The organism is Amycolatopsis sp. NPDC114505, from assembly GCF_055633615.1.
In genome coordinates this window covers 1,003,972-1,019,810 of record NZ_JBVKDV010000003.1, presented here as the reverse complement: position 1 = coordinate 1,019,810, position 15,839 = coordinate 1,003,972, and the positions used below count along the sequence as shown (strand labels likewise).

Here is a 15,839-nt window from a genome sequence, read left to right as displayed (position 1 = left end):
TCAGTGGGCCGGGGCGAGTCGGGAGCGTAGGTGTGACGTCCGCGGCCGCGGTGTCCTTCTGACTCGATTCTTTACATCCACGTTTCCGGCTGGCTACCGTCTGCGCCTGGAAGCGCTCCCAGATCGCTGGCTCCCTACGGACAAAGGAGTTCCGAAGCCATGCGTTCCTCTCCCCGATGGCGCCCTGTGCGCCGAACGCGCTGGTTACGCGGCCGCGCGCTGAGCATGGCCTCGGCCGTGGTCGCGTTCACCGCCGCGCTGGTCGTCCCCTCCTCGGCGCTCGCCGCCGACGTCGCCTGCTCCGTCACCTACACCACCAACGACTGGGACACCGGGTTCACCGCCAACGTCTCGCTCCGCAACGACGGCGCGGCACTCGACAGCTGGAAGGTCGGCTGGACGTTCCTCGACGGCCAGAAGGTCCAGCAGGGGTGGAGCGCCACCTTCGCCCAGTCCGGCGCCGCGGTGACCGCGACGAACCTCTCCTACAACGGCCACCTCGACACCGGCGCCAGCACGAGCTTCGGCTTCAACGGCTCGAAGGGCTCCGCCAACCGCCCGCCCACCGACTTCTCGGTCAACGGCACCGCCTGCACCGGCGCCAACAAGGCCCCGACCGTCAGCCTGACGTCGCCCACCGCAAGCGGCACCTACTACGCCCCGGCCACCATCCCGCTCGCCGCCACGGCGGCCGACACCGACGGCACCATCAGCAAGGTCGAGTTCTACGCCGGCGACACGCTGCTGGCCACCGACACGGCCTCGCCGTTCGAGGGCAGCTGGGCCAACGTCCCCGCCGGGACGTACTCGGTCACGGCCAAGGCCTACGACAACAAGAACGCCTCGACGACGTCGACCCCGGTGAGCGTGAAGGTCCTCTCCGGGCCCACGATCGTCGCGACGCCGTCGACCGCGCAGGTCAAGCAGGGCGGGACGACGACGTTCGCCGTCTCCCTCGCCGGCGCACCCACCGGCTCGGTCACGGTCGGCGTGGCGAGGACCGCGGGCAGCACCGACCTGACCGCGACCCCGACGAGCCTCACCTTCACGTCGGCGAACTGGAGCACGCCGCAGAACGTCACCGTGAAGAGCGCCGACAACGGGGGAGCGCTGGGCAGCGCGACCTTCACCGCGAGCAGCAGCGGCTACACCGCGGCCACGGTGACGGTGAACGAGATCTCGTCGTCCACTTCGGACTACCAGCTCGCGTTCCTGACCCAGTACAACAAGATCAAGGACCCGAACAACGGCTACTTCCGCAAGTTCGGCAGCATCCTGGTGCCCTACCACTCGATCGAGACGCTGATCGTCGAGGCGCCGGACCACGGCCACGAGACGACGTCGGAGGCGTTCAGCTACTACCTGTGGCTGGAAGCGTCCTACGGGCGGATCACCGGTGACTGGTCGCCGTTCAACCAGGCGTGGACGTCGATCGAGACCTACGCGATCCCGTCCGCGGCCGACCAGCCGGGCAACTCCGGCTACAACGCGAGCAAGCCCGCCACCTACGCGGCCGAGTACCCGAGCCCGAAGCAGTACCCGTCGCAGCTGCAGTCCGGCGTGTCCGTCGGGGCCGACCCGATCGCGGCGGAGCTGAAGGCGGCCTACGGCTCGGCCGACGTCTACGGCATGCACTGGCTGCTCGACGTCGACAACATCTACAAGTTCGGCCACTGCGAGGACGGCACGAACACCGCGCCCGCGTTCATCAACACCTTCCAGCGCGGTTCGCAGGAGTCGGTCTGGGAGACGGTCACCCAGCCCAGCTGCGACATCCTGAAGTTCGGCGGCAAGAACGGCTACCTCGACCTGTTCACCGGCGACTCGTCGTACGCGAAGCAGTGGAAGTACACCGACGCGCCCGACGCGGACGCCCGCGCCGTGCAGGTGGCCTTCCAGGCCGAGAAGTGGGCCGCCGCGCAGGGCAAGAGCTCGGACGTCGCCGCCGTCGTGAAGAAGGCGTCGAAGATGGGCGACTACCTGCGGTACTCGCTGTTCGACAAGTACTTCAAGAAGATCGGCAACTGCGTCGGCGCGTCGAGCTGCGCGGCCGGCAGCGGCAAGGACAGCGAGCACTACCTCGTCTCCTGGTACTACGCCTGGGGTGGGTCGATGGACTCGGCCAGCGCGTGGGCCTGGCGCATCGGTGACGGCGCGGCCCACCAGGGCTACCAGAACCCGCTGGCGGCGTACGCGCTGTCGACGGACCCGGGGCTGAAGGTCACCTCGGCCACCGGCGCGAGCGACTGGGCGACCAGCCTCGGCCGGCAGATGGAGTTCCTGCAGTGGCTGCAGTCGTCCGAAGGCGGGCTCGCCGGCGGCGCGACCAACAGCTGGGAGGGCCAGTACGGCACCCCGCCGTCCGGCACGCCGACGTTCTACGGGATGTTCTACGACCAGCAGCCGGTCTGGCACGACCCGCCGAGCAACCAGTGGTTCGGCTTCCAGACGTGGGGCATGGAACGGATCGCCGAGTACTACCAGGCGACCGGCGACGCCCGCGCGAAGAAGATCCTCGACAAGTGGGTCCCGTGGGCGATCGCGAACACCACGGTCGGTGCCGGCGGGAGCTTCCAGATCCCGGCCGACCTCGGCTGGAGCGGCGCGCCGGACACGTGGAACGCGTCCAGCCCGGGGTCGAACACGAGCCTGCACGTCACGGTGAAGAACTACAGCAACGACGTCGGGGTCGCGGCCTCGCTGGCCAAGACGCTGCTCTACTACGCGTCCGGGTCGAGCAACGCCTCGGCGAAGACCGTGGGGGAGCAGCTGCTCACGGCGCTCTCGGCGAACACCGACACCCAGGGCATCGCGGTGCCGGAGACCCGGACGGACTACAACCGGTTCGACGACGCCTACAACGCCACGACGGACCAGGGGCTGTACGTGCCCACGGGCTGGACGGGCACGATGCCGAACGGCGACGCGATCAACTCCAGCTCCACGTTCGAGTCGATCCGGTCGTTCTACAAGAGCGATCCACAGTGGCCGAAGGTCCAGTCCTACCTGGACGGTGGCGCCGCGCCGACGTTCACCTACCACCGGTTCTGGGCGCAGTCGGAGATCGCCACGGCGTTCGCCGCCCACGTCGCCCTGTTCGGCTGAAAGGCACTCGATGAAGCGACTGCTCGCCCTCGCGGTCGCCGCACTGGTCGGGGGCGCCGTTCTCACGGCGTCCCCGGCCACCGCGGCCCCCGCGGCTTCCGGTACCGGGACCGGCTACTGGCACGCGTCCGGTTCCCAGCTCGTCGACGCCACCGGTGCGCCGGTGCGGATGACCGGCGTCAACTGGTTCGGTGCCGAGACCGGCAACTACTCGCCGCACGGCCTGTGGAGCCGCAACTACAAGGACATGCTCGACCAGATGGCCGGCCTCGGCTACAACACGCTGCGGCTGCCGTACTCCAACCAGCTGTTCGACGCCGGCGTCAAGCCCAACAGCATCGACGCCGTCCAGAACCCGGACCTGCAGGGGCTTTCCGGCCTCCAGGTGCTCGACAAGATCATCGCGTACGCCGGCACGAAGGGCATGCGCGTCATCCTCGACCAGCACCGGCCGGACTCCGGCGCGCAGTCCCCGCTCTGGTACACCAGCGCGTACCCGGAGAGCCGCTGGCTGTCCGACTGGACGATGCTCGCCCAGCACTACAAGGGCAACACGACGGTGATCGGCGCCGACCTGCACAACGAGCCGCACTCCATCCAGGGTGGCGGCGGCGCGTGCTGGGGCTGCGGCGACACCGCGACCGACTGGCGGCTCGCCGCCGAACGCGGCGGCAACGCCGTCCTGGCCGCCAACCCCGACTGGCTGGTCATCGTCGAGGGCGTCGACTGCGTCAGCGGCACCGGCGACCCGCAGTGCGGCTGGTGGGGCGGCAACCTCTCCGGCGCCCGCCAGTTCCCGGTGCGACTGTCCAAACCGGACAAGCTGGTGTACTCGGCGCACGAGTACGCGACGTCGGTGTTCGCCCAGCCGTGGTTCTCCGACCCGTCGTTCCCGGCGAACCTGCCGTCGCTGTGGGACCACTTCTTCGGCTACCTGCAGAAGCAGAACATCGCGCCGGTGCTGCTCGGCGAGTTCGGCACCACCCTCGCCGACCCGCGCGACAAGACCTGGCTGCAGGAGCTGATGAAGTACGCCGGCACCGGCGCGACCGGGATGAGCTTCACGTACTGGTCGTGGAACCCCAACTCCGGTGACACCGGCGGCATCCTCAACGACGACTGGACGACGGTCAACCAGGCCAAGCAGGCGATCCTGCAGCCGTACCTGATCCCACCCGTGGGCTCGGGTGGCGGGACGACCGACCCGCCGCCCGCGGTGAGCTGCGCGGTCACCTACCACGTCGACAACGCGTGGCAGGGCGGTTTCGTGGCGTCGGTGACGCTGAAGAACTCCGGCACCACGCCGCTGAAGACCTGGGCGCTCGGCTGGACCGTGCCTTCGGGAACGCAGATCACCGGCGGCTGGGGCGCCACCGTCACGCAATCCGGACAGCAGGCGACGGCCAAGGCGCCCACCTGGGCGCCGGACCTGGCCGGCGGCGCTTCGACGTCGATCGGCTTCCAGGCGACCGGCGCCTCGACCGGCAACCCGAGCGGCTTCGCCATCGGTTCCACCCCCTGCAGCGCCTGACCCGACAACACGAAGGAGCACACTCGATGAAGAGTGAATTCTGGTCCCCGAAGAGGAAGGTGCGGCTCGCCGCGGCTTCCTCGGTGACGGCCGCCGCGGTCGTCGCCGGGCTGCTGGTGGCGGGCGGCAGCCCGGCGGTCGCCGCCACCGGCTGCAAGGTCACCTACGCGACCAACCTGTACGAGCCCGGGTTCACCGCGAACATCACGGTGACCAACCTGGGTGACCCGATCACGTCCGGCTGGGACCTCCAGTGGGACTTCGGCGGCAACCAGCAGGTCCAGCAGGGCTGGAGCGCGACGTTCACCCAGACCGGCAAGCACGTCAGCGCGAAGAACCCGTCCTGGGGCGCCACGCTGGGGACGAACGCCACCGCGAGCCTCGGCTTCAACGGCCAGTACTCGGGGTCGAACGCCGCCCCGACGTCGTTCACGCTCAACGGGGTCGTCTGCACCGGCAGCACCGGCGACCCGACCACCACGCCCACGACCCCGACGACGCCCACCACCCCGACGACGCCCACCACGGTGACGACCACACCGAACCCCGGCACCCACGTGGACAACCCGTACTCCGGCGCGAAGGGGTACGTGAACCCGGACTGGTCGGGTGAGGTGAGCGCGGCGGCCGCGGCCAAGGGCGGCACGCTCGGCGCCCAGATGGCCAAGGTGGCGAACACGTCCACGGCCGTCTGGCTGGACCGGATCGCGGCGATCGAGGGCACGTCGAGCGCGCGCGGCCTGCGCGGGCACCTCGACGCGGCGCTGGCCCAGCAGAGCGGCGGCACGCCGGTGACGATCCAGATCGTCGTCTACGACCTGCCCAACCGCGACTGCGCGGCGCTGGCGTCCAACGGTGAGCTGCAGGCCGGGTCGAACGGCCTGGCCCGGTACAAGAGCGAGTACATCGACCCGATCGCCTCGATCCTGTCGGACTCGAAGTACGCGCCGCTGCGGGTCGTCGCGGTCGTCGAGCCGGACTCGCTGCCGAACCTGATCACCAACACCGCGACGGCCAAGTGCGCCGAAGCGCAGTCCACCGGCGCGTACACCCAGGGCATCCAGTACGCGCTGAATAAGCTGCACGCGATCTCCAACGTCTACAACTACCTGGACATCGCGCACTCGGCGTGGCTGGGCTGGGACAGCAACTTCCAGCCGTTCGTGAACCTGGTCAAGCAGACGCTGCAGGGCACGACGGCCGGGGTGAACAGCATCGACGGCTTCATCAGCGACACGGCGAACTACACCCCGCTGACCGAGCCGAACCTGCCGGACTCGAACCTCAACGTCGGCGGCCAGCCGCTGCGGTCGGCGACGTTCTACCAGTGGAACCCGTACTTCGCCGAGGTGCCGTTCGCCACGGCGATGTACAACGCGTTCGTCTCCGCGGGCCTGCCGAGCGGCATCGGCATGCTGGTCGACACCTCCCGCAACGGCTGGGGCGGTTCGGCCCGGCCGAGCGGCGCCTCCGGATCCACTGTGGACGCCTACGTCAACTCGGGCCGGATCGACCGGCGGCTGCACCGCGGCAACTGGTGCAACCAGAGCGGGGCCGGGCTGGGGTTGCGCCCGACGGCGTCGCCCGCGGCGCACTTCGACGCCTACGTCTGGATCAAGCCGCCGGGTGAGTCCGACGGCGCGAGCTCGCAGATCCCGAACGACGAGGGCAAGGGCTTCGACCGGATGTGCGACCCGACCTACCACGGCAGCGACCAGGCCAACGGCGGCAACCTGACCGGCGCCCTGCCGAACTCGCCGCTGTCGGGCAAGTGGTTCCAGGCCCAGTTCGAAGAGCTGGTCCAGAACGCCTACCCGCCGGTGTCGTAACCGAAGCTCCCGGGCCGGGCGGTGCCGCGCAGCCGCCGTCCGGCCCGGGTCTCCACCCCTCCCTTCGAGCAGAGGAGCTCCCATGAAGAACCGGCTACGGGCCACACTGGCGTCGTTCGGGGCCGCGAGCGTGCTGCTGTCCGGCGGAGTCGTGCTGACCGCCCCACCGGCCGCGGCCGACACGCAGCTGTGCGACAAGTACGGCTCGCTGCGCATCCAGAGCGGCAAGTACATCGTGCAGAACAACAACTGGGGCGACGACACGACCCAGTGCCTGTCGGTGTCCGCCTCCGGGTTCACCGTCACGACGGCGTCGCACAACCGGCCGACCAACGGCGCGCCGGGCAGCTACCCGTCCGTCTACGCCGGCTGCCACTACGGCAACTGCAGCGCCAACAGCGGGCTGCCCCGCCAGGTCCGGTCGGTCGGCTCGCTGCGGTCCCATGTGGACTGCACGACCGTCCAGGCGGGACAGTGGGACGCCGCCTACGACGTCTGGTACGACCCCACACCGAACCCGGCCGGGCAGAACACCGGCGCCGAGGTGATGATCTGGGGCAACCACCGGGGTGCCCCGCAGCCGGTCGGCAGCGTGATCGGCACCGCGCAGCTCGCCGGCGCGACGTGGACCGTCTGGTTCGGGAACATCGGCTGGAACGTGATCTCCTACGTCCGGAACTCCGGAACGGACAGTCTCGACGTCAGCCTGTCCGACTTCACCCGGGACGGCGTGAACCGCGGCAAGATCAGCGACGCCTGGTACCTGACGAGCGTCCAGTTCGGGTTCGAGCCGTGGCAGGGCCAGACCGGGCTGGGCGTGCGCTCGTTCAGCGTGTCGGGCTAGAGGTCCTTGCGGAAGGACAGCCGGTCCAGGCCCGGCCCGTCGTAGTCGGGCTGGACCGGCAGGCCGTCGACCTCCTTCGGCCCGGCTTCGGTGACGAACCCCATCCGGGTGTGGAAGGCGTGCGACGCCTTGTTGACCGGCGAGGTGATCGCGCGGACGGTGCTCCGGCCGTTGGCCCGGCTGTAGGCGAAGAAGCGTTCGTAGAGGGCGGCGCCGAGACCCTTGCCGCGCTCGGCGGGGTCGACGCCGACGAAGTGGATGTAGCTCTCGGCCGGCCGGGACGGCGAGAGGAACCCGATCAGGAACGCGACGATCCCGTCGTCGGCGGTCACCAGGAAGCTGCTGCCGGTGAAGTGCTGGAACATCAGCTTGGGCAGGAGAAGGGCCCGCTGGCGGGAGCCCTCGTCCCCGCCGAGGCCGCCCCACCACGAGTCGAGGACGGCGAGGACGGGCAGGTGGTCGGCCGGACCGGGGTTGCGGACGGCGTGGCCGGCGAGCGGGGAGAGGTCGGGAGTCGTCACCCGGCCAGGGTGTCAAACGGGGGAGTGCTGCGCGACTGGGTTTGTTTCGTCCACTGTGTCCTGATCGTAGACGGGAGACGCCGGGTGTCCTCCTCCCGGAAGGTGTCAGGGCACCACCCGGTGCACGCCGATGAGCACCTGCTGCCAGACGGCGGCCGGGTCGGCGCCGCGTTCGACCGACTGGAGCGCGGGCGCGACCACCGTCTCCTGGATCTTCCCGTCGCCGGGGCCCTTGTACTGCGGTTTCCCGACCTTCTGGGCCTGGGCGACGAAGACCTGCCCGCTCAGCGCGCCGCCGAAGTAGCCGTTCATCTCGCTGAGCAGGTCGGGGGAGGTGAAGGCGTCGACCTGGCTGGGGAAGTTCCCGCTCGCCCGGAACGCGTGCAGCTGCTGCTCCGGCGCGGTCAGCCAGGCGGCGAGCGCGGCGGCCTCCTTCGGGTGCTCGCTCGCGGCCGGCACGGTGAGGTAGGAGCCGCCCCAGTTGCCGCCGCCGTCCGGGAACGCGTCGGTGATCGCCCACTTGCCGGCGTTGCCGATCCCGGCCTGCTGCTCGATGACGCCGAGCATCCACGATGGACAGACCTTCGTCGCGAAGGCGCCGAGGCGCAGGCCGTTGTTGCCGTCGTCGGCGAAGGCGGTGAGGCCGGCCGACTGGCCCTGCTTCACGGCGGTGGTGACCTGGTTCCAGGCGTCCCGGAGGGCGGTGTTCGTCTCGAGCGTCGGATGGTCTTCGCGGTCGAGGTAGCCGACCGGGAGCTGGTTGACCATGGCGTTGAAGTTCTGCGCCGCGGAGTCGAACCACGCCTTGCCCTTCGAGCGCTTGACGTACTTTTCGCCGGCCGTGAAGTAGCTGTCCCAGGTCGCGAACATCGTCTTGACCGAGCCGGGGTCGGTCGGCAGCCCGGCCGCCTCGAGGAGGTCCTTGCGGTAGCACATCGCGAGCGGGCCGATGTCCGTGCCGTAGCCGACGAGCTTGCCGTCCTTGCTGCGGCCGGCCTCGTACTTCCACTCCAGCCACCGGCCCGGCTTGACGTCGGGCGGGCCGATTTCGGCCAGGTCGGCGAACTTGGCGGACTGCGCGAGGACGTCGGAGAGGTGGCCCTCCTCGACGGCCTGGACGTCGGCGAGGCCCTGCCCGCTCTGCAGCTTGCCCAGCAGGTCCTGGTGGTACGGGCCGCCCTGGTCGGTCTTCACCTGGCGGACGTCGATCCCGGGGTGGGTGAACTTGTACCCGGGGATCAGGTCGTCGTAGCCGAACTCGCCGAAGGTCGCCAGGGTGAGCGTGATGCGCTCGGGCGTGGCGGGGCCGCAGCCGCCGGTCAGCACGACCAGGACGACGACGACGGCGACGGCCAGCCGTCTTCGGATCAGCCTCATGCGCTCCCCCTCCGGGGCTCACTCCCTCGTGATTGGGAGCGCTCCCGGACGGAGTGTTGTTTCCGGGACCGCCGGGTGTCAAGGTGCGCGACGGCGGGTGTCCGGGCGGACACGCATTCGCGTCCGGAACTTTCGTGCGGGGAATTCATGCGGGGAATTTCATGCGGGAATTTCATGCGGGGAAGGAATGCGATGAAGCGTCCGACGATCACCGACATCGCGCGGGAGGCCGGCGTGTCGAAGGGCGCGGTGTCGTACGCGCTCAACGGCCGCCCGGGCGTCTCGGAGGCGACCCGCCACCGCATCACGCGGATAGCGCGAGAGCTGGGCTGGTCCCCGAGCAGCACGGCGCGCGCCCTGTCCGGCGGCCGGGCGGGGGCGATCGGGCTGGTGCTCGAGGGCCCGTCGGAGGCGTTCTTCCCGGCCCTGCTCGACGGGTTCTCCCCGGAGCTGCTGGTCCGGATCGCCCCGGGCCGCGACGAGGCGCTGTCGGTGTACCGCCGCTGGCGCGCCGAGCGCAAGGTGGACGGAGTGCTGCTGACAGGACCGGACTGCGCGGCGGAGCTGGTGCGGATCGGCCTGCCGGCGGTGGTGCTGGGCGGGCCGGGCGGGCTGGCGGGCGTGCCGTCGGTCCGGCTGGACGACACGGCGGGAGCGGCGGAGGCCCTGGAGTACCTGGCGGCGCTGGGACACCGGCACGTGGTCCGGGTCCCGGGGGCGGCGGCGTTCGCGGAGGAGGGGGAGCGGGCGGCGGCTTTCGCGGCGGAGCTGCGGCGGCTGGGGTTGTCGGGTGGGCAGGCCGGCTCGGCGTGCGGTCTCGGAGAGCGCCGCGGCGCTGGGCCGGCGTGGGGCGGAGGTGCGGGGCGGGCCGGGTCGCCGACCGCGGGCACGGCCGATCGCGGCGGCTCGTGGGCTGTGGATTCGCTGGAGGGGGGTGGGCGTTTCGGTGCGGGCCCGGCGGCTGGTTCGGCCGATCGCGGCGGCTCGTGGGCCGCGGATCCTCTGGACCACGGTGGGCGTTTCGGCGGGAGCCCGGCGGCTGGTTCGGATGATCGCGGCGGCTCGTGGGCCGTCGGTCGGCTGGATCGTGGTGGGCCTCCCGGCGCCAGCCCGGCAGCTGGTTCCGACGGCGGCGGTGCGGGGCAGGCCGGGTTGAGGGCGGTCGGCGGTCGCGGTGACCTTCTCGGGGCGATTTCGGCCGCCGGTCAAGGAATCCGGCCCGCCGTCACCGGAAATCGGGCCTGGCCCGCTCACTCCACCACCCTCCACATCGAACCCTCGGCCGATGCGATCCGCCGCATCCTCACCGCCCACCCGCGGCCCACCGCGCTCCTCTGCGACACCGACTCCCTCGCCGTCGCGGCGCTCGTCGCCGCTCGGGAACTCGGGCTCGCCGTGCCCGGGGAGCTCTCCGTTGTCTCCTGGGACGACTCCGAACTCTGCCGGCTCGTGCGGCCCGCCCTCTCCGCGATCCGGCGGCCGCTGCCGGAGCTCGGGGGGCTGGCCGCGTCGATGCTGCGGGATCTGATCGCCGGGGACGACGTCGGGGACGTCCTGGCCTCGCGGCCGCGGCTGATCACCCGGGGCAGCACCGGCCCCGTCCACTGAACGGGGCCGGTGCCGCCAACGGGACTCAGCTCCCCTGACAGGTCGGTGACGGCTGGGCCGGGTTCGTCCCCGCCGCGTTCACCACCAGGCCGAACGTCGTGTCGCCGTCGGGGGCGACCGCGCCGTTCCAGTCGGCGTTGCGGACCGTCACCACCGAGCCCGACTGGCTCAGCGTGCCGTTCCAGACGCTGCCGATCGTCTGGCCCGTCGGCAGCGTCCAGCCCACCTGCCAGCCGCGGTAGGCCGTCGTGCCGTGGTTCATCACCGTCACCGTCGCCTGGTAACCGCCGCTCCAGGCGTTCGTCACCTCGTACATCGCCATGCACGAACCACCCGACGGCGGTAGCGTCGTCGGCGTCGTCGGCGGGGTGCCCGGGTCCTTCACGCCCGTCACTTCGCCGTGCCCGCCGTCGAACGTGACGTCCGAGCAGCCGTAGAACGTCTCGGCGCTGTCGGAGCGCTTCCACACCGAATAGATGACGTGCCGCCCGGACTTGTTCGCCGGCAGCGCGCCGGTCCACTTGTACTGCCCGTCGACCGTGCCGACCTGGCCGGTCACCGGCGGGTGGTCGATCGTCAGGAACGGCTGGTCCTCCAGGGAGTCCCAGGTGAGCGGCTTCGACGGGTCCCACCCGTCCTTCGTCACGTACGTGTAGAACCAGCCCGGGTGCGCGGCCCACGCGTTGTAGGAGAAGTCGAACGAGGCCCCGGACGTGAGGTGGGTCAGCGGCCAGTCGCCGACCTGGTCGAAGCCGGCGTAGCCCGGGTTGCCGCCGGAGCACAGCTTCCCGTCGGGGATGAAGCCGCGCGTGCGCCCGGCGCCGTCGGACCGCAGCACGGCGAACCAGTTGTACAGCGAGTTGGCGCCGCTGGTGGCCACCGCGGCCGCGCAGGCCGGGTTCTGCGGGATGATCTGGCCGGTCGAGCTGAGCCCGTCCTGCCAGCACAGGAACGTCCGGCTGCCCGGTTTCATCAGGGCGCCGTGCGCCTCGGCCGTGCCGGTGTTCAGCAGGATCGCCGTCAGGCTCGCCAGCAACACGGTCACGGCGGCGAGGATCGTACTTCGTCTCCTGGTCACGTCTGTCCCTTCGTCGGGTAGCGTGCGTCGAAGACTGGGAGCGCTCTCACGATCAGGATACGCGGTGGTGGTCGCTTCCGGAATCCCGCGGTGACGACCGGCGGCGCCGTGGCCTACCTTGGCGGAGGTAGCCGATCACCGGGCCGGCCGTGGAGAAGGGCAAAGAGTGGACAGTCCGTCATCGGTTCCCGCCTGGGTGCGCGCCGAACCCGCCCGGCTCCTGGGCTTCGCCGCCCACGCGGCCCATCCCGCCGGCGGCTTCGCCTGGCTCGACGACGCCGGGCGCCCGGTCCTCGACCGGCCCGTCGAATCCTGGATCACCTGCCGGATGACGCACGTCTTCGCGCTGGCCCGGCTCCAGGGCGCGGCGAGCGGCGAGCAGGTCGCGCACGGCGTCGCAGCGCTGACCGGCCCGCTTCGTGATCCGGACCACGGCGGCTGGTACGCGACGACAACGTTGTCAGAGAAGCGCGCCTACGAACACGCCTTCGTCGTCCTGGCGGCGTCGAGCGCGGTCGCCGCCGGCGCCGAGGGAGCGGAAGCCCTGCTGGCCGAGGCCCTCGAAGTCGTCGAACGCCGGTTCTGGGAACCGGACGCCGGCCGCGTCGCCGACGTCTGGGACCGGGGCTGGACGCACCTGGAGGACTACCGCGGGGCCAACGCCAACATGCACACGGTCGAGGCGTTCCTGGCCGCGGCCGACGTCACCGGCGACCGCGTGTGGGCCGAGCGCGCGCTGTCCATTATGGACCACCTGGTGCACGGCGAGGCCCGCGCTCACGGCTGGTTGCTCCCGGAGCACTACGACGCCGGCTGGCACGTCCGGCTGGAGCACAACCGGGACGAGCCGGCTCACCCGTTCCGGCCGTTCGGCGCCACCATCGGTCACCTCTTCGAGTGGGCGCGGCTGGCCGTGCACCTCAAGCGCGCACTCGGGACCGGCGCGCCGGAGTGGCTGCTGCCGGACGCGGAGGCGTTGTTCGCGACGGCGGTCCGCCACGGCTGGGCCGTCGACGGCCACCCGGGCTTCGTCTACACCACCGACTTCGCCGGGACGCCGGTCGTGCGCACCCGCCTGCACTGGGTCGTGGCGGAGGCGATCGCCGCCGCGTGGACGCTGCACCAGGAGACCGGCGACGCCGCCTACCTCGACCGGTTCCGGGAGTGGTGCGACCACGCCGACGCGTGCTTCGTCGATCGCGGACTCGGCTCGTGGCACCACGAGCTGGACCCGGAGAACCGCCCCGCCGCCGCGGTCTGGGCGGGCAAACCGGACATCTACCACGCCTACCAGGCGACGCTCCTGCCCGCGTTGCCGCCCGCCGCGTCGTTCGCCGGCGCGCTGATCAAGCGCGGCTAGACTGCGCCGGAACCCGATGCCGACGAGGAGAACCATGTCGCCTTACGCCGCCGCCGAAGACCGGTACGCGGGCATGCCGTACCGGCGAGCGGGACGCAGCGGGCTGAAGCTGCCCGCCGTGTCGCTCGGCCTGTGGCACAACTTCGGGGACGACAAGCCCCTGGACGTCCAGCGCGCGGTGCTGCGCCGGGCGTTCGACCTCGGCGTGACGCACTTCGACCTGGCCAACAACTACGGCCCGCCGCCAGGCGCGGCCGAGGCGAACTTCGGCCGGCACTACGCCGCCGACTTCCGCCCGTACCGCGACGAGATCCTGGTGTCGTCCAAGGCCGGCTACCTGATGTGGGACGGCCCGTACGGCGAGTGGGGCTCGCGCAAGAGCGTCCTGGCCAGCCTGGACCAGAGTCTCGCGCGCACCGGCCTCGACCACTTCGACATCTTCTACTCCCACCGCCCGGACCCGGAGACGCCGATCGAGGAGACCATGGGTGCCCTCGACACCGCGGTCCGGTCCGGAAAGGCGCTGTACGCGGGCATTTCCAACTACTCGCCGGAGCAGACCACGGCCGCGCTGGCCGCGCTGAAGGAGCTCGGCACGCCGCTGCTGATTAACCAGCCGTCGTACTCGATCCTGAACCGCTGGGTCGAGGACGGCCTGCTCGACACCCTGGACGAGCACGGCGTCGGCTCGATCGCGTACTCGCCGCTGAGCCAGGGCCTGCTGACCGACCGCTACCTCGACGGCGTCCCGGCCGATTCGCGGGCGGCCGGCGCCAGCCCGTTCCTGACGAAGGACCGGCTCACCGAGGAGACCCTGGCGACGATCCGCGCGCTGAACGACGTCGCGAAGCGGCGCGGGCAGACGCTGGCGCAGCTGGCCATCGCCTGGGTGCTGCGCCGCGGCCGCGTCACCTCGGCGCTGATCGGGGCCAGCAGCGTCGCCCAGCTCGAGAACACCGTCGCGGCGACCGCGAACCTGGACTTCTCCGACGACGAGCTGGCCGAGATCGACCGGATCGTCGCGGCCTAGCAGCCGATCCGGGCGGTGCCCACGGCCACGTCGTCGAACCACAGCGTGTCGGCGTCGGTGCCGTAGCTCTCCCAGCCGAGGCGCAGGTCGGTCACGGCCGGGTGCCAGGCCCGGGCGAGCCACTGCTGGTCGACGTCGGGCGTGGGCACGCCGTCGACGACCAGCCCGGGCACCTCGGTGCCGCCCAGCCACGTCCGCAGCTGCCCGCCGGCGCCGTCGATCGCGAACTCGAAGCACGACCAGGCGCCGGTCGGCAGCGGGACGCTCTGGGCGACGCCGGCCGGGCTCTGCGCGGGCAGCGTCGCGTCGTCGGACTCGCGGTTCCACTGCAGGGCCCGGTTCTGCCCGCCGGCCCGCAGGTCGCGGCCGCCGTCCGCGGTGTCGCGCAGTGCCATGAACGTCACGTGCCCGGCGGGCAGCGGGGTCGTGTGGCGGACCCAGAACCGGCCGTACAGCACACCGGAACCGGACACGCTCGTCCCGAAGAAGGCGTGGTTGCAGTAGTTACCGCCGCCGGCGACCTTCACCGAGCGGGTGCCCGAGTGCGCGACCGCGGGGTCGACGGTCACCGTGCCGGTGCCCTGGCAGTTCGCCGCGCCGACGGTCCAGCGCCCGGTCGGTGCGCTGCCGGTCTGCTGCTCGAAGTCGTCGCAGAACGTCGCGGTCCCGCACCCGGCGGGCGGCGGTGCGGACGTCGTGGTGGTCGGCGTCGTCGTCACCGGGGGAGCGGGGTCCCCGCACGCGACGCCGTTGAGCGCGAAGTCCACCGGGTCGGCGTTGGTCCCGGTGGAGGTGCCCTGCAGGCCGAACGAGACGGTGCCGCCCGCGGGCAGCGCGGCGTTGTAGGGCAGGCTCTCCGCGGTGACCGCGGCGCCGGACTGGCGGACGGTGGCGTTCCAGGCGGACGTCACCGACTGGTTCCCGGCGTAGTGCCAGGTGAGCGCCCAGGAACCGAGCGCGGTGGCGCCGTTCGTCACGGTGATCTCGGCGGTGAACCCGGTCTGCCACTGGTTGACGCGGTAGCCGACCTCGCACGCGGGCGCGGCCGTCGCCGGCCCGGCCGCGACGACCACGACGGTGCTCGCGGCGAGGCAGAATCCGGCGAGGGCGGCGGCGAACCTGTGCATCGGGGCCTCCCGGGGACGCGGACAGGGGCGCCGCGGCTCACGCCACGGCGCCCCTGGGTGGTGGCCGCGTTCTGATGAGGCGACCTGGCATGGGAGCGCTTCCAGCCGCCGGAAAGGTAACCCCGGTGTGTCGTCGTTGTAAAGCGCGACCCGGACGCGAGCCGGCCCGGTGGTCCGCTTTCGGGTGCGTCGGCTGGGGTGAGCCACAACTGAACGCTCCTGAACGGCCGAAGCCGTTGGGAGGCAAAGCATCCCGTAGTCGCGCTGCGCCACCGTCCGGCGGCGCCGGATGCGGCCGTTGGAGTGGATTCGGAGAATTCCTGGCCAAGATCACGGCGGGGTTTACAGCGTCCGGCGGCGACGAGTACTGTCCAGCGCTGCTGGGAGCGCTCTCACACCTCTGTATCGGACTCGAGCTTGTTCAGGACC

11 protein-coding genes are annotated in these 15,839 nt (G+C 71.2%); 7 read left to right on the top strand and 4 right to left on the bottom strand.

Going from position 1 to position 15,839, the window contains the following annotated elements:
- The first annotated feature begins 225 nt into the window (after positions 1–225).
- From ACZ7OU_RS34000 to ACZ7OU_RS33985, 4 genes are all read left to right on the top strand, one after another.
- Positions 226–3,105, top strand: coding sequence for a glycoside hydrolase family 48 protein (locus ACZ7OU_RS34000; protein WP_470258364.1), 2,880 nt, complete (start codon positions 226–228; stop codon positions 3,103–3,105).
- 10 nt (positions 3,106–3,115) lie between these two features.
- The gene (locus ACZ7OU_RS33995; RefSeq protein ID WP_470258363.1) at positions 3,116–4,636 is read left to right on the top strand and encodes a cellulase family glycosylhydrolase; all 1,521 of its coding nucleotides are present in this window, start codon (positions 3,116–3,118) and stop codon (positions 4,634–4,636) included.
- Positions 4,637–4,662: 26 nt separating this feature from the next.
- Positions 4,663–6,465: a glycoside hydrolase family 6 protein gene (locus ACZ7OU_RS33990; RefSeq protein ID WP_470244533.1), complete on the top strand. Its 1,803-nt coding sequence runs from the start codon at positions 4,663–4,665 to the stop codon at positions 6,463–6,465.
- Between the two features lie 82 nt (positions 6,466–6,547).
- The gene (locus ACZ7OU_RS33985; RefSeq protein WP_470258362.1) at positions 6,548–7,309 is read left to right on the top strand and encodes a GH12 family glycosyl hydrolase domain-containing protein; all 762 of its coding nucleotides are present in this window, start codon (positions 6,548–6,550) and stop codon (positions 7,307–7,309) included.
- Here the strand turns inward: ACZ7OU_RS33985 and ACZ7OU_RS33980 are convergent.
- The gene (locus ACZ7OU_RS33980; RefSeq protein WP_470258361.1) at positions 7,306–7,830 is read right to left on the bottom strand and encodes a GNAT family N-acetyltransferase; all 525 of its coding nucleotides are present in this window, start codon (positions 7,828–7,830) and stop codon (positions 7,306–7,308) included. The two genes, ACZ7OU_RS33985 and ACZ7OU_RS33980, sit on opposite strands and share 4 nt — an antisense overlap.
- Positions 7,831–7,935: 105 nt before the next feature.
- On the bottom strand, positions 7,936–9,207 hold the full coding sequence (locus ACZ7OU_RS33975; protein ID WP_470258360.1) for an ABC transporter substrate-binding protein: 1,272 nt from the start codon (positions 9,205–9,207) through the stop codon (positions 7,936–7,938).
- A 192-nt stretch (positions 9,208–9,399) separates the two neighbouring features.
- Here ACZ7OU_RS33975 and ACZ7OU_RS33970 point away from each other — a divergent pair, with 192 nt between their 5' ends.
- Positions 9,400–10,815, top strand: coding sequence for a LacI family DNA-binding transcriptional regulator (locus ACZ7OU_RS33970; protein ID WP_470258359.1), 1,416 nt, complete (start codon positions 9,400–9,402; stop codon positions 10,813–10,815).
- Between the two features lie 25 nt (positions 10,816–10,840).
- Here ACZ7OU_RS33970 and ACZ7OU_RS33965 read toward each other — a convergent pair whose 3' ends face one another.
- Positions 10,841–11,860 (bottom strand): lytic polysaccharide monooxygenase, encoded by a 1,020-nt coding sequence (locus tag ACZ7OU_RS33965; protein ID WP_470258358.1) that lies wholly within the window; start codon positions 11,858–11,860, stop codon positions 10,841–10,843.
- Between the two features lie 199 nt (positions 11,861–12,059).
- Here ACZ7OU_RS33965 and ACZ7OU_RS33960 point away from each other — a divergent pair, with 199 nt between their 5' ends.
- Positions 12,060–13,253 (top strand): AGE family epimerase/isomerase, encoded by a 1,194-nt coding sequence (locus tag ACZ7OU_RS33960; RefSeq protein WP_470258357.1) that lies wholly within the window; start codon positions 12,060–12,062, stop codon positions 13,251–13,253.
- Positions 13,254–13,287: 34 nt separating this feature from the next.
- Complete coding sequence (gene mgrA, locus ACZ7OU_RS33955; RefSeq protein ID WP_470258356.1) at positions 13,288–14,283, top strand: L-glyceraldehyde 3-phosphate reductase; 996 nt, start codon at positions 13,288–13,290, stop codon at positions 14,281–14,283.
- Here the strand turns inward: mgrA and ACZ7OU_RS33950 are convergent.
- On the bottom strand, positions 14,280–15,410 hold the full coding sequence (locus ACZ7OU_RS33950) for a cellulose-binding domain-containing protein (protein WP_470258355.1): 1,131 nt from the start codon (positions 15,408–15,410) through the stop codon (positions 14,280–14,282). The two genes, mgrA and ACZ7OU_RS33950, sit on opposite strands and share 4 nt — an antisense overlap.
- Positions 15,411–15,839 lie beyond the last annotated feature (429 nt).